12 protein-coding genes and 1 pseudogene are annotated in these 12,825 nt (G+C 71.6%); 6 read left to right on the top strand and 7 right to left on the bottom strand.

Features of this window, described 5'->3' with window-relative positions:
• Nucleotides 1–22 precede the first annotated feature (22 nt).
• Nucleotides 23–649, bottom strand: coding sequence for an antibiotic biosynthesis monooxygenase (locus tag OG202_RS44140; RefSeq protein WP_327732042.1), 627 nt, complete (start codon nucleotides 647–649; stop codon nucleotides 23–25).
• Nucleotides 650–842: 193 nt separating this feature from the next.
• Here OG202_RS44140 and OG202_RS44135 point away from each other — a divergent pair, with 193 nt between their 5' ends.
• Entirely contained in the window at nucleotides 843–1,622 is a 780-nt protein-coding gene (locus OG202_RS44135) for a DUF3050 domain-containing protein (protein ID WP_328224553.1), read from the top strand.
• Between the two features lie 88 nt (nucleotides 1,623–1,710).
• Nucleotides 1,711–3,123, top strand: a complete 1,413-nt coding sequence (locus OG202_RS44130; RefSeq protein WP_327726454.1) for a pyridoxal phosphate-dependent decarboxylase family protein — start codon at nucleotides 1,711–1,713, stop codon at nucleotides 3,121–3,123.
• A 6-nt stretch (nucleotides 3,124–3,129) separates the two neighbouring features.
• Here OG202_RS44130 and OG202_RS44125 read toward each other — a convergent pair whose 3' ends face one another.
• Nucleotides 3,130–3,936: an SDR family NAD(P)-dependent oxidoreductase gene (locus OG202_RS44125; protein ID WP_327726455.1), complete on the bottom strand. Its 807-nt coding sequence runs from the start codon at nucleotides 3,934–3,936 to the stop codon at nucleotides 3,130–3,132.
• A gap of 99 nt (nucleotides 3,937–4,035) precedes the next feature.
• Here OG202_RS44125 and OG202_RS44120 point away from each other — a divergent pair, with 99 nt between their 5' ends.
• Nucleotides 4,036–4,599: a hypothetical protein gene (locus OG202_RS44120; protein ID WP_327726456.1), complete on the top strand. Its 564-nt coding sequence runs from the start codon at nucleotides 4,036–4,038 to the stop codon at nucleotides 4,597–4,599.
• 7 nt (nucleotides 4,600–4,606) lie between these two features.
• Here the strand turns inward: OG202_RS44120 and OG202_RS44115 are convergent, their stop codons facing one another.
• The 3 genes from OG202_RS44115 to OG202_RS44105 all read right to left on the bottom strand — a co-directional run bounded on the left by OG202_RS44115 (nucleotide 4,607) and on the right by OG202_RS44105 (nucleotide 7,495).
• A complete protein-coding gene (locus tag OG202_RS44115) occupies nucleotides 4,607–5,521 on the bottom strand; it encodes an SDR family oxidoreductase (RefSeq protein ID WP_326574094.1) in 915 nt (304 codons plus the stop codon).
• Nucleotides 5,522–5,777: 256 nt separating this feature from the next.
• Nucleotides 5,778–6,407, bottom strand: a complete 630-nt coding sequence (locus OG202_RS44110; RefSeq protein WP_326574095.1) for an MBL fold metallo-hydrolase — start codon at nucleotides 6,405–6,407, stop codon at nucleotides 5,778–5,780.
• The gene (locus OG202_RS44105; protein ID WP_326574096.1) at nucleotides 6,407–7,495 is read right to left on the bottom strand and encodes an S-(hydroxymethyl)mycothiol dehydrogenase; all 1,089 of its coding nucleotides are present in this window, start codon (nucleotides 7,493–7,495) and stop codon (nucleotides 6,407–6,409) included. The genes OG202_RS44110 and OG202_RS44105 overlap by 1 nt, the downstream gene beginning before the upstream one ends.
• 125 nt (nucleotides 7,496–7,620) lie before the next feature.
• On the opposite strand from OG202_RS44105, the pseudogene OG202_RS44100 reads away from it, so the two are divergent.
• Both OG202_RS44100 and OG202_RS44095 read left to right on the top strand, forming a co-directional pair.
• Nucleotides 7,621–7,968, top strand: a pseudogene (locus tag OG202_RS44100) (YgaP-like transmembrane domain); the annotation flags it as partial.
• A gap of 427 nt (nucleotides 7,969–8,395) precedes the next feature.
• Nucleotides 8,396–10,156 carry an ABC transporter ATP-binding protein gene (locus OG202_RS44095; RefSeq protein WP_327726457.1) on the top strand — a complete coding sequence of 587 codons (1,761 nt, stop codon included), beginning with the start codon at nucleotides 8,396–8,398 and terminating at the stop codon, nucleotides 10,154–10,156.
• A gap of 29 nt (nucleotides 10,157–10,185) precedes the next feature.
• Here OG202_RS44095 and OG202_RS44090 read toward each other — a convergent pair whose 3' ends face one another.
• Both OG202_RS44090 and OG202_RS44085 read right to left on the bottom strand, forming a co-directional pair.
• Nucleotides 10,186–11,646, bottom strand: a complete 1,461-nt coding sequence (locus tag OG202_RS44090; protein ID WP_327726458.1) for an aldehyde dehydrogenase family protein — start codon at nucleotides 11,644–11,646, stop codon at nucleotides 10,186–10,188.
• Nucleotides 11,647–11,832: 186 nt separating this feature from the next.
• Nucleotides 11,833–12,129 carry a hypothetical protein gene (locus tag OG202_RS44085; RefSeq protein WP_326574099.1) on the bottom strand — a complete coding sequence of 99 codons (297 nt, stop codon included), beginning with the start codon at nucleotides 12,127–12,129 and terminating at the stop codon, nucleotides 11,833–11,835.
• 208 nt (nucleotides 12,130–12,337) lie between these two features.
• Between OG202_RS44085 and OG202_RS44080 the strand changes: the two genes are divergently transcribed.
• Nucleotides 12,338–12,703 carry a nuclear transport factor 2 family protein gene (locus OG202_RS44080; protein WP_326574100.1) on the top strand — a complete coding sequence of 122 codons (366 nt, stop codon included), beginning with the start codon at nucleotides 12,338–12,340 and terminating at the stop codon, nucleotides 12,701–12,703.
• Nucleotides 12,704–12,825: the final 122 nt, after the last annotated feature.

Genomic DNA, 12,825 nt, shown 5'->3' with positions numbered 1-12,825 from the left:
CCCCCTCTGATCGTTCTCGGACCTAGGCGGTCCGTCGTTTGTGCCGGCCGCGCAGCGCCTGCAGCGGCGGGTACAGCCATTTCTTCAGGAATCGCTGGAGTCTCGGCATGAGAATCCAGGTGACGATGGCTGTCACGGACAGACACAGCAGAAGTGTACGGAAAAGCGGATTCAGGTCGTTGAGATAGGGAAGTATCGCAAGGTTGAATAAGAGCACGGGCGGGAAGACCGCACTCATATTCACCAACCACAGTTTCCATTTCGGGGGTGGCCCCGGGGGGGCGGCCGGCGCCGGGGCCCGGGAGGTCTGGGAGTCGAACCAGGCCTTGGACCCCACGATGCTCCGGCGGCCGGTCTCCCGGGCCAGTCCATCGACGCGGGCCGACCACTGGGCCCAGACCACGGAGTTCTCCCAGGTCCGAGCCGAATCCTCGCTGTCGAAGCGGTAGACCACATGCCACTCCGCCTCTCCGTCGACGAGTACGCCACCCCCCAGAAAACCCGGCTGCTGCGCACTCGTACGCAGCGCGGCCCACCCCCAGGAATGGAAGTCGGCCTCACGCCCCGGCACCACGTGGTACGCGACGGTGACGGTAACGGGATTCCTGCTCACACCGTCGAATACGCGAAGGCACCGGGCCCCGTTCAAACCTTCAACGAAGTTTTTCAAGGTGTCCGGATCGTACACCTATGGCGACCTTTCGGCCGCCTTGGTCGACTCTGTCGAGGAGTACGCCGGAGTAACTTCCGGTAATTCCCGGAAGCGCTTGCCCGGGCACGCGAAACAGGCGCACCATCACCTACAGGGTCCGGGGGAATTGGCATGAAAGTGAAGGAGACTCATGTCCAGGTACGACTGGGATATGAACCACGAGGGAATCGACCGGGCGCGCTCAGCGATCGAACCCGCACGGAAAGAAGTCACCGCACACCCGATCTACCAGCGTATCGAAAGCCGCACCGATATGGCGGTGTTCATGGAGCACCACGTATTCGCGGTGTGGGACTTCATGTCCCTCCTCAAGTCCCTCCAGCGGGACCTGACCTGTGTGGACGTCCCCTGGGTGCCGCGCGGGTCCGAGGTCAGCCGACGGCTCATCAACGACATCGTGCTGGTCGAGGAGAGCGACGAGCTCAACGGCGGGTTCACCAGTCACTTCGAGCTGTACCGGTCGGGCATGGGCGAGGCCGGGGCGGACACCTCCCGGCTCGACACGTTCCTCGGGCTCATCGGCGAGGGACACGAGGTGCCGGCGGCGCTGCGCGTCGCCCAAGTGCCGGGTCCCGCCGCTGAGTTCGTCCGTACGACCTTCGAGATCATCGGGGAACGGCCGCTGCACTGCCGGGCCGCCGCCTTCGCGTTCTCCCGGGAGGACCTCATCCCGGACATGTTCGACCAGGTGATCAAGAAGGAGGGCACGGAGCGGTTCCCGTTGTTCTGCGACTATCTCGCGCGGCACATCGAGGTGGACGGGGAGGAGCACACGCCGATGGCGATGGCCATGGTGGCGGATCTGTGCGGGGGCGAGGACGCGCGGTGGCAGGAGGCCGTGGAGACGGCGACGCTGGCGTTGGAGGCCAGGTCACGCTTCTGGGACGGGATCGTCGCGGCGATGGGGTAGAGCGCGGTCGAGGTCGACTCCGCTCCAAGTCCAGTTCCCCCCAAGTGGACCGGGACCACGGCCGTCCTCCCGTCCTACGCTCCCGATCATGGACTCCGTACTCGCCGGCGATCTCTCCCGGTTTCCCGAACTGTTGCAGGCCGCCCGTGATGTCGCCGCCCGGGAGGTGGCGGGAGTCGTGGACCGGCCCGTCGCCGAAATCGGCGACCGGGCCGAGGCCGTGCCGCTCCCCGTCGAGGGCGTCGGGGCGCAAGGGGCGCTGGCGGGGTTCGCCGAGCGGTGGGCCGGCGGCTTCTCCGGATCGGCCGGGCCCCGGTACCTCGGTTTCGTCACCGGTGGGGCCACCCCGGCGGCCGTGGCGGGGGACTGGCTGACCAGCGCGTACGACCAGAACGTCTCCGGTGCCGCGGGCTCCTCCGCGACCGCCCTGGAGCGGGAGACCCTGGGGTGGCTGCGCGAGTTGTTCGGGCTGGGCGAGGAGTACGGCGGCGCTTTCGTGACCGGCGCGACCGTCTCCAACACCGTGGGTCTGGCCGTCGCCCGCGAGTGGCTCGGCGAGCGGCTGGGCGTCGACGTGTCCCGGGAGGGCATGGCCGCCCTCGGCCCGGTGGACGTGCTGTCCGGCAGCCCGCACTCCAGCATCGGCAAGGCGCTCTCCGTGCTCGGCATCGGCCGCGACCGGCTGCGTACGGTCCCCCTCCTCCCCGGCGGCCGTGAGGCCGTGGACGTGGACGCCCTCGCCGCCGACCTGGACGCGCTCGACGGGCGCCCGGCGATCGTCGTGGCCAACGCCGGGACCGTCAACACGGTCGACTTCGACGATCTCCGTGCCATCGCCGCGCTGAAGGAGCGGTACGACTTCTGGCTCCACGTGGACGCGGCGTTCGGCGGCTTCGCCGCACTGTCGCCGACGTACGCGCATCTCGCCGACGGTCTCGACGCCGCCGACTCGATCTGCGTCGACCTCCACAAGTGGCTGAACGTGCCCTATGACGCCGCCGTCCAGTTCACCCGCCGCCAGGACCTCCAGGTACGCGTCTTCCACAACGCCTCCCCGTACCTCGGCCTGCCCACCGGCGACCCGGACTTCCTGCACCTCACACCGGAGAACTCCCGTCGGCTGCGCGCCCTCCCGGCATGGTTCTCCCTCATGGCGTACGGCCGCGCGGGGCACCGCGAGATCGTCGAGCGCAACATCGCGCTGGCCCGCTCCCTCGGTGAACGCCTCGCGAAGGCACCGGAGTTGACCCTGTCGGCACCGGTCCGGCTGAACGTCGTCTGCTTCACCCTCGCCGAACGGCCCACCCGGGAACGGGTACACGCCCTGGCCGACGCGATCGCCGCCTCCGGCGAGGCCTTCGTGACACCGACCGTCTTCGGCGGCACACACGCGCTGCGCGCCGCGTTCAGCAACTGGCGTACGACGGAGGCGGACACGGAGCGGGTCCTCGAAGCCGTGCTCGCGGCGACGGCGGCCACCGCGGCTGTCGCCGGGCCATGAGCTGCCCTACCCCTGATCCTGCTCCCGCCAGGCTCGTGCGGCCCGCTCGAAGGAGGTGTTGACGGCGAGCAGGCCGCCGTCGACGCGGAGGGTCGTGCCGGTGATCCAGGGGGCGTCCCGGGAGGCGAGGAAGGCCACGGCCGCCGCGATGTCGGCCGGCTCGCCGACGCGGCCCAGGGGATAGATCTCGGCGAGGTCGTCGAGGTGGGACTCACGGCCCGCCCAGCCGGGGGTGCGGACCGTGCCGGGGGCCACCAGGTTGACGCGGACGCCGCGGGGCGCGGCGTCGCCCGCGAGGGTGCGGGTGAGTGAGATGAGGCCCGCTTTGGCGGCGCTGTAGGCGTGGTTGCCGAAGTGCTGGAGGCCGTTGACGGAGCCGATGTTGACGATGGCGTCGCGTCCCGACGCCACCAGGTGCGGCAGGGCCGCGCGGGAGCAGCGGAACGCGCTGGTCAGGGTGAGGTCGAGGTCGCGGGCCCAGGTCTCGTCCGGGGTGTCCTCGAAGAGCGGCACGTCCGGGGTGCAGCCGAAGGCGTTGTTGACCAGGACGTCGAGCGAGCCGAAGGCCGCCACCGCGTGCGCGACCGCCGCCTCGACGGACTCCCGGTCCCCGACGTCGCACCGGTACGCCTCGGCCGCCAGCCCCTGCCCCCGCAGCTCCGTCGCGGTCTGTTCGGCCGCCGCCAAGTCCACGTCGGTGACGAGCACTTGGGCGCCCTCCTCGGCCAGCCGCCGGGCCGTCGCCGCGCCGATCCCGCGCGCCGCGCCCGTGATGAGAACCCCGTACCCCTCGAAGCGTCCCGTCGCATGCATAGGGCAGAACGTACCGGCAGAACGTACGGGCAGAACGTACTGCGCGACCGATCACCGGGACAGCTGCGACGCGATCTTCGTCCGAGTTACCGTGCGGGCATGTCAACCTTCGTTCAGCAACTCCCGGCCCTGCTCGGCGTGGTGATAGGCGCGCTCGGCTCGTATCTGGTGGTGATGCGGGGCGAGCAGGTCCGGTTCCGGCGCGAGCAGGCCGCCCGTTGGGAGGAGCGGCGGCTCACGGTGTACGCCGACTGGGCGCGGGCCCTGAAGCAATCCGTCACCCTGAGCTACCGGGTCTCCTCCCACCTCGGCAACGACCCGCACCCCCACCCGCTGTCACCGGAGGAGGCCGCGCCCCTTCTGGCGGAGGCGACGGTCGCCCGGGACCCCTCCGGTGAGGCGCTCCTGCTCCTCGGCAGCCCCGAGGTGGTGGCGAAGGCCCGGGCATGGGTCGTCACGGTGATGGAGATGGAGGGGTTCCTGCGCGCCGGGACCCGGGACCCTCAGGCCTGGCAGGCTCTGCTGGAGCGGCAGCGGGCCTGCCGGGACGGTTACTACACCGCGGTACGGGAGGACCTGGCGCTCCCGCCCGGCCACTCGGCACGCTGGCGGCTGTCGCCGGCCCCGACGCCCACGCCGTCGACTCCGGCGCATCACACGTGAGCGCGGCTCAGCGGTAGCCGGTCGTGTCCGCCGGTTTGCCCGTCTCCTGGACCTCGACGAGATAGCGCCAGGAGTCCGGGCGGCTGCCGTCGAGGTCGGTGAAGCCGTAGGTCTGGGCGAGGGAGCCGCTGGAGAGGGAGTCGCCGTTGAAGCGGGCGACCTCGGGGTCGGCGGCGAGCGCGACGACGGCCCGGCCCACGTAACGGGGTGTCTCGGAGATGGCGAAGTGGGGGACGCGGTCGAGGGCGTCGCGCCAGTTGTCCTCGGTGACGCCGAAGGTGTCGAGCATGATCTCCGAGCGCATCCAGCCCGGTGTGAGGGCGACGGCGGTGGCGCCCCGCGGGCCGAGTTCGTGGCCGAGGGAGAAGGCCATCCGCAGGACGGAGGCCTTGGCGAGGTCGTAGAAGAAGGAGTTCCGGTAGTGGGTGCCGTTGTAGTCGGCCGTGCCGTCGGTCATCTCCACCACCAGGCCGCCGGGGTGGCGCAGCAGCAGGGGCAGTGCGAGGTGGTTGGTGATGGCGTGGGTCTCGACGGCGAGGCGCAGGAGCCGCAGGCCGTTGTCGAGGTCGTGCTCCCAGACCGGGGTGTCCCACTCGAAGAGCTTCTCGCCGCCCCAGACGTCGTTGACGAGGACGTCGAGTCGGCCCCGCTCCTCGGCGATCCGGTCCACCAGGGTCCTGACCTGTGCCGGTTCGAGATGGTCGGTGGGTACGGCGATGCCCCGGCCGCCCGCCTCGGTGACCAGGTCGGCGGTGTCCTCCAGGGTTTCCGGGCGGTCGTACTCCGAGCGCCGCTCGCGCGTGGAGCGCCCGGTCACGTACACCGTGGCACCGGCCGCCCCCAGCTCCACGGCGATGCCGCGCCCGGCCCCGCGGGAGGCTCCCGCGACCAGTGCGACCTTGCCGTCCAGCGGCTTCGACATGTCCGACCTCCTGTGCGTACGGGCGCCACCTCGGCGGACGCCGGGGGTGTTTCGGCGTCCCCGGACACGAGGGTGTCGTGGAAGCCGGACATCCTCTGTCGGGTTTTCCGGTGGGCGCCCGGGAAATCGGTCGCACGGGTCGTCGGGCGACTGCGGGTTTGTCCGTGGCCGTCGCGCCGTTCCCCGGACCCCTTGAGGGTCGGGGCCCGGCTGCCATGCCTTCCCGGCAGCCGGGCCCCGACGAGGTCGTCAGCGGTCAGTGACCGCGCGCGATCCACTCCTCCAGATGCGGGGCCTCGGCCCCGATCGTCGTGCTGTCGCCGTGGCCGGTGTGGACGACCGTGTCGGGCGGGAGGGCCAGGAGACGGCCGCGGAGGGAGTCGATGATCGTCGGGAAGTGGGAGTAGGAGCGGCCGGTGGCGCCCGGGCCGCCGGCGAAGAGGGTGTCGCCGGTGAAGACGGTGCCGAGGCCCGGGTCGTACAGGCAGACGGCGCCCGGTGCGTGGCCGGGGGTGTGCAGGACGGTCAGGTCGGCGCCGGCGGCCTCGATGACCTGGCCGTCGGCCAGCCAGTGGTCGGGCAGCCGGTCGGGGTGGGTCTGCTTCCAGAGCGGCAGGTCGTCCGGGTGGAGCCAGATCTGCGCGCCGGTGCGCTCGGCGAGGGCGGGGGCGGCGTCGATGTGGTCGTTGTGGGCGTGGGTGCAGATGATGGCCGACAGCCTTCGGTCGCCGATCGCCTCGGCGATGGCGTCGGCGTCGTGGGCGGCGTCGATCACGACGACCTCGTGGTCGTCGCCGACGATCCACACGTTGTTGTCGACGTCCCAGGTGCCGCCGTCCAGCGAGAACGTCCCCGAGGTGACGAGGTGTTCGATACGGGCGGCCATCAGAGCGTCACCACCGAGCGCAGGACGTCGCCGCCGTGCATCCGCTCGAAGGCCTTCTCCACGTCGTCGAGTCCGATGGTCTCGGTGACGAACGCCTCCAGGTCCAGGCGGCCCTGGAGGTAGAGGTTGATCAGCATGGGGAAGTCGCGGTCGGGCAGGCAGTCGCCGTACCAGGAGGACTTCAGGGCGCCGCCGCGGCCGAAGACGTCGAGGAGCGGGAGTTCGAGCTTCATCTCCGGGGTCGGGACGCCGACGAGGACGACCGTGCCGGCCAGGTCGCGGGCGTAGAACGCCTGCTTGTACGTCTCCGGGCGGCCGACCGCCTCGATGACGACGTCGGCGCCGAAGCCGCCGGTCAGCTCGCGGATCGCCTCGATGGGGTCGGTGTCCTTGGAGTTGACCGTGTGGGTGGCACCGATGCTCTTGGCGGTGGTCAGCTTCCGGTCGTCGATGTCGACGGCGATGATCTTCTCGGCGCCGGCCAGCCGGGACCCGGCGATGGCCGCGTCCCCGACGCCGCCGCAGCCGATGACGGCGACGGTGTCGCCCCGGCCGACGTTGCCGGTGTTGATCGCGGCGCCGATGCCGGCCATCACACCGCAGCCCAGCAGTCCGGCGACCGCCGGTGCGGCGGCCGGGTCGACCTTGGTGCACTGCCCGGCGGCGACGAGCGTCTTGTCCGCGAAGGCGCCGATACCGAGCGCGGGCGACAGTTCCTGGCCGGTCGAGGCGAGGGTCATCTTCTGGGTGGCGTTGTGGGTGTTGAAGCAGTACCAGGGGCGCCCGCGCCGACAGGCCCGGCAATTGCCGCACACCGCACGCCAGTTGAGGATGACGAAGTCACCGGGGGCGACATCGGTGACACCCGCTCCGACCGACTCCACCACACCGGCGGCCTCATGGCCGAGCAGGAAGGGGAAGTCGTCGTTGATGCCGCCCTGCTTGTAGTGCAGGTCGGTGTGGCACACCCCGCACGCCTGCACCTTCACCACGGCCTCCCCCGGCCCCGGGTCGGGCACGACGATCGTCTCGATCCGCACCGGTTCGTTCTTGCCCGGTGCGATCACGCCGCGTACTTCCTGCGCCATGGTGAACCCTTCCGTCGTTCCGAGATGGGGCGGTCGCCCGCCCATGGTCACCCTACGGACTGACCAGCGAGTAGGGCCTCCGGGGCGGGCGGAGCCGTGGCCGAAAAGGTGGCCCGCGACACCCGTGCGCCCTCCTCGCCGAACACGGCGTCACGGCCGCCGATCTCACCGGCGGTACGAACGCCTGGACAGCCGGAGGCCACGCGCTGCACCGCCCGTCCGGCGGAGCGCGAGCCTCCTGGGCCATGGAGCGTCAGGGGCGGTTCACCGCCGGTGCGCTCGTCCTCGCCGGGCTGGGCCTCGGACTGCTGCACCCGGCCTGGCTGTCGCTGTCGGCCGGGGTCGCGGGCGGCCTCGTCGTCTCGGCGCTCACCGACACCTGCGGCATGGCGTCGCTCCCGAGCAAGCTGCCGCACAACCGCCCGCGCCCCGCGGATCTCGCCGCCACGCTCGCCGCGCCCGGGGGGCGATAGCCGGCCCCGTCAGCGCATGAGGTCCCGTACGGCCTGGGCGATCCCGCTCTCGTCCAGGCCGTCCGCGTCTGCCCACGGCCGGCAGGCTGTCCGGTCCGGCGGTGGCGCGCAGCACGGGGTCCGGGGGCGCCCACGGCGAGGACCCGTCGCGTGATCCCGCGCGCTTCGCGGGCGCGGTCGGCCGGTTCCGCCGGGCCGGGGTGGGGAGGTACCTCGAACCGGGCCGGGCGAGGTCTCGGCGCGGATGATCGGCGAGCGGGCCGCCCGTCGACGACGGCGGCGACGAGGCGCCGGCCGTACGCGCCGGGCCCGGGACCGGGGAGCACCGCCGGGCGGTCGAAAGTCGTTCCCGGTGCCTCACGCCACCGACGTAGGCTGAAGCTCCGCGCCCCGTCCCCACTCCCCGACCGACCTGCCGAGGAGCCCTGTGAGCACCCCTGAGACCACGGCCGAGCGGCAGCCGCCCACCTGGCGGCTGCTGCTCGGCTATGTAAGGCCCCACCGTTGGGCGCTGCTGCTGGGCGCGCTGCTGTCCCTCGTCACCGGCGCCACCGGCCTCGCCCTGCCGCTGGTGGCCCGGGAGCTGATCGACGACCTGTCGCACGACCGGACCATCACCTGGGCGCTGGTCCTGATGTCCGCGCTGGTGGTCACCAACGCGGCGGTGGGCGCGATCGGTTCGTACGTCCTGCGGCGCACCGCCGAGTCCGTGGTGCTCGGCGCGCGGCGCGCCCTGTCGTCGTATCTGCTGCGGCTGCGGATCACCGCGGTGGACCGCAGCGAGCCGGGCGATCTGATGGCGCGGATCACCTCCGACACCACCCTGCTGCGCGAGGTGACCACCGACACCCTGGTGGGCCTGGGCACGGGCGGGCTGACGCTGGTCGCGACGGTGGTGCTGATGGGTCTGGTGGACCCGGTGCTGCTGGCCGTGACCCTGGGCGTGATCGTGGGCGCGGGCCTGGTGTTCGGGGTGATCGTGCCGCGCATCAACAAGGCCAGCCGGGCTGCGCAGGACGCGGTCGGTGCCATGGGCGCGTCCCTGGAGCGGATTCTCGGCGCGCTGCGCACGGTGAAGGCGTCCGGTGCCGAGCACCGCGAGGAGGAGACGATCCACGCGGCGGCCGAGGAGTCGTGGCGGCAGAGCGTCCGGGCCGCCAAGTGGTCTGCCGCCGCCGGGAACACGGCCGGGCTGGCCATGCAGATCGCCTTCATCACCGTACTGGCGGTGGGCGGCGCCCGGGTCGCCACCGGCGCCATCGACGTGGGCACCCTGGTGGCGTTCCTGCTGTACGTGTTCTATCTGATGTCGCCGATACAGCAGGTCGTGGGCGCGATCACCCAGTACCAGACCGGTGCCGCCGCGCTCTCCCGCATCCAGGAGGCGCTGCGGCTGCCCGCCGAACCGGCCGCCCGTCCGGCACCGCTGCCGGCCCCGGACGCGGCACCCGCCGCGCTCGCCTTCGACGAGGTCCGTTTCCGGTACGCCGACGATCTGCCGTACGTCCACCACGGGGTGACCTTCGAGGTCCCGGCGCAGGGCATGACGGCGTTCGTGGGCCCGTCGGGCGCGGGCAAGACGACGGTCTTCTCGCTCATCGAGCGGTTCTACGACCCCGAGGCGGGCCTCATCACGGTCGACGGCCGCGATGTCGCCGAGTGGGAGCTGTCCCGGCTGCGGTCAGCGATCGGTTACGTCGAGCAGGACGCGCCCGTGCTGTCCGGGACCCTGCGGGACAACCTGCTGCTCGGCGATCCGCAGGCCGACGAGGCGGCCCTCCGGCGGGTGCTGAAGACGACCCGGCTGGACGGTCTGGTCGCGGGGCTCCCGCAGGGCCTGGAGACCCTGGTCGGCCACCGGGGCACCAAGCTGTCGGGCGGTGAGCGCCAGCGGGTCGCCATCGCCCGGGCCCTGCTGCGCCGCCCCCGGCTGCTGCTGCTCGACGAGGCGACGAGCCAGCTGGACGCGGTGAACGAGGCGGCGCTGCGCGACACGGTCACCGATGTGGCCCGTACGACGACGGTGCTGGTCGTAGCCCACCGGCTGTCGACGGTGACGATGGCCGACCGCATCGTGGTCATGGACGCGGGCCGGGTCCGCGCGGTCGGCACCCACCGGGAACTCGTGGCCGCCGACCCGCTGTACGCGGAGTTGGCGGCCACTCAGTTCCTCGCGACGGCCGGGTAGCCGGGGCGCCGGACGGCTCAGAAGACGGCTCAGAAGGGGAAGTGCGCCTGCTGGGTGGCGATGGTCACCCAGCGGGTGTTGGAGAACGCCTCGATGCCCCAGCGGCCGCCGAAGCGCCCGTAGCCGGAGGCCTTCACACCGCCGAAGGGGGCCATCGGCTCGTCGGCCACCGACTGGTCGTTGACGTGCACGATGCCGGTGCGGATCCGGCGCGCGACGGCCAGTCCGTGGGTGGCGTTCTCGGTGATGATGCCGCAGCTGAGGCCGTTGTCGGTGTCGTTGGCGACGGCCACGGCGGCGGCGTCGGAGGCGAACGTCTCCAGCACGCAGAGCGGGCCGAAGGACTCCTGGTAGTAGAGGTCGGCGTCCTTGGGGACGTCGGTGAGCACGGTCGCCGGGTGCACCGCGCCCTCCGGCTGCCCGCCCCCGGTGAGCACCGTGGCGCCCTTGGCGACGGCGTCCTTCACCAGCGCCGCGATCCGCTGGGCGGCGTCGGCGCTGACCAGCGGACCGACCACCGTGTGGGGGTGGTTCGGGTCACCGGCCTGGAGGGTGCCGACCTTGGCGGTGAATTTCTGCGCGAACTCCTCGGCCAGCGACTCGTGGACGAGGATGCGGTCACCGGACATGCAGATCTGCCCGGCGTTCATGAAGACGCTGAAGGTGACGGCGTCGACCGCGTAGTCCACGTCGGCGTCGTCGAGCACGATGACGGAGTTCTTGCCGCCCAGTTCCAGTACGGCGGGCTTGAGATGACGGGCCGCGTGCTCGCCGATGATGCGGCCGACGCCGGTGGAGCCGGTGAAGTTCACCGCGCGCACCCGCTCGTCGGAGATCAGGGCCTCGGCGATCTCCGCGGCGTCCTCGGGCGCGTTGGTGACGACGTTCAGCACGCCGTCGGGCAGCCCCGCCTCCCGGAACACGTCCGCGACCAGCAGCCCGCAGGCGATCGGCGCGTCCTCGCTGGGCTTGACGACGACGGTGTTGCCGGCGGCCAGCGGTGCCGCCACGGCCCGTACGCCGAGGATGACCGGCGCGTTCCACGGCGCGAACGCGGCCACCACGCCCAGGGGTTCGCGTACCGCGAGGCTGAGCGCGCCCTCCTTCTGGCTGCTGAGGACCTCGCCGCGCGGAGCGGTGATCGCGGCCGCCGCCTCGCGCAGGATGCTCGCCGCGAGTGCCACGTTGAAGTACGCCCACGGCCGGGTGCCGCCCGCCTCCCGGGCCATGATGTCGGCGACCTGGTCGCCCCGGCCCTCCAGCAGATCGGCGGCCTTGAAGAAGATGGCCCGCCGGGCGAAGGGGGTGAGCGCGGCCCAGTCCTCGAACGCGGCGTCGGCGGCGTCCACGGCCCGCCGGACGTCCTCCGGCCCGGCCGCCGCGACGGTCGCGTACACCTCCCCGGTGTACGGGTCGAGGTCCTCGGCGGTGCGGCCGGACGTGGCGGGCACGTCCTTGCCGCCGATCAACAGGTCACGGGTCATGGCCATGGTGCGGCTTCCTCGGGGTACGTAGCGACGACGGTACGCGATCGAGCATGATCGCTCATGACCGCTCGTAGTGCGAAATTCAATTACTTTACTTTTCCGTGATGCTCTGCCCGGCCCCCGGGAATGTCAAGAGCCCCACCGCGGTGTCCACGCGGCGGGGCTCCCGGTCCGGTACGACCGGCTTCGCTACTCGATGGCGCCCAGCAGGCCGAGGGCGGGCGCGGCCATGTCGGTGACCTGGTGCAGCTCGTTCAGCCGGTTCAGCTCGTGGACCTGGTTGAGGCTCTTGAGCTGCTGCGAGGGACGCGGCAGGGTCTCCTTCTGCTCCTCCGGGAGATCACTGGCGGCGAGCGAGTCCAGCGCGGCCATCGGGCTGAACGTGGTCGCGTCCGCGGTGGCGTCCGCGTTCGCCATCGGTGCGGCCAGGCCCGTGACACCGACGGCGAGACCCACGGCGGCGACGATACGTCGAGTTGAGATCATGCCCTCAGCAACGGCCGCCGGCCCCGGACGGTCACGGCCGCTCACCCGTGAGGCGCATGCCTCCGGCCGCGCGGCGCACACCCCGACTGCGAGGCGCACGTCCCCGGCTGCGCTTGCCGGGTGCCGCGCGACGGAGGAGCCTTTCAGGGAGAGGCCTTTCTCGGCCCGCTCCCCCCTGCCGGGCCACGGCCTTCGAAGGAGGTCACCCATGGGCACCTCGACAAGCCCCGCCTTCGACACCGAGGCGCTGCGCCGGGGCACGGAGGAAGCGAACGCGGCGACACTGACGTCGCTCTACGCGGACGACGCCGAACTGCGCGTCGTGGACCGCAACACCCAGCCCAGCCACCCCAAGGTCATGCACGGCCGGTCCGAGATCGGCGCGATGTACGACGACGTGTGCAGCCGGGAGATGACGCACAAGGTCGAGCAGTGTGTCGTCCAGGGCGATCAGGTCGCCTTCACCGAGTCCTGCGAGTACCCCGACGGGGTGCGGGTCCTGGCGAGCTCGATGATCTCCCTGCGCGACGGCAAGATCATCGACCACACCATGATCCAGGCCTGGGACGAGTAGGACGAGTCACCGGTCAGGTGGGGATGCCCAGTTCGTCCAGGAGCCGGTGCATCTCCGCCACGGGAGCGCGGGGTCGGACGCCGCCTGTTGGGCCGTGTCCCACTGCCGCGGCAACTCGTCGA

The sequence above is a fragment of the Streptomyces sp. NBC_00310 genome, assembly GCF_036208085.1.
Classification (GTDB): domain Bacteria; phylum Actinomycetota; class Actinomycetes; order Streptomycetales; family Streptomycetaceae; genus Streptomyces.
Note: the sequence above shows the minus strand (reverse complement) of the source record. Positions and strands in the feature narration are given on the sequence as shown.

Bases quoted from the DNA above. Each gene is read 5' to 3' on its own strand.
- OG202_RS44125 (WP_327726455.1), bottom strand. From the start codon at position 3,936: ATGCATGCGACGGGACGCTTCGAGGGGTACGGGGTTCTCATCACGGGC.
- OG202_RS44085 (WP_326574099.1), bottom strand. From the start codon at position 12,129: ATGATCTCAACTCGACGTATCGTCGCCGCCGTGGGTCTCGCCGTCGGT.
- OG202_RS44130 (WP_327726454.1), top strand. From the start codon at position 1,711: ATGGACTCCGTACTCGCCGGCGATCTCTCCCGGTTTCCCGAACTGTTG.
- OG202_RS44090 (WP_327726458.1), bottom strand. From the start codon at position 11,646: ATGGCCATGACCCGTGACCTGTTGATCGGCGGCAAGGACGTGCCCGCC.
- OG202_RS44115 (WP_326574094.1), bottom strand. From the start codon at position 5,521: ATGTCGAAGCCGCTGGACGGCAAGGTCGCACTGGTCGCGGGAGCCTCC.
- OG202_RS44120 (WP_327726456.1), top strand. From the start codon at position 4,036: ATGTCAACCTTCGTTCAGCAACTCCCGGCCCTGCTCGGCGTGGTGATA.
- OG202_RS44110 (WP_326574095.1), bottom strand. From the start codon at position 6,407: ATGGCCGCCCGTATCGAACACCTCGTCACCTCGGGGACGTTCTCGCTG.
- OG202_RS44105 (WP_326574096.1), bottom strand. From the start codon at position 7,495: ATGGCGCAGGAAGTACGCGGCGTGATCGCACCGGGCAAGAACGAACCG.
- OG202_RS44080 (WP_326574100.1), top strand. From the start codon at position 12,338: ATGGGCACCTCGACAAGCCCCGCCTTCGACACCGAGGCGCTGCGCCGG.
- OG202_RS44135 (WP_328224553.1), top strand. From the start codon at position 843: ATGTCCAGGTACGACTGGGATATGAACCACGAGGGAATCGACCGGGCG.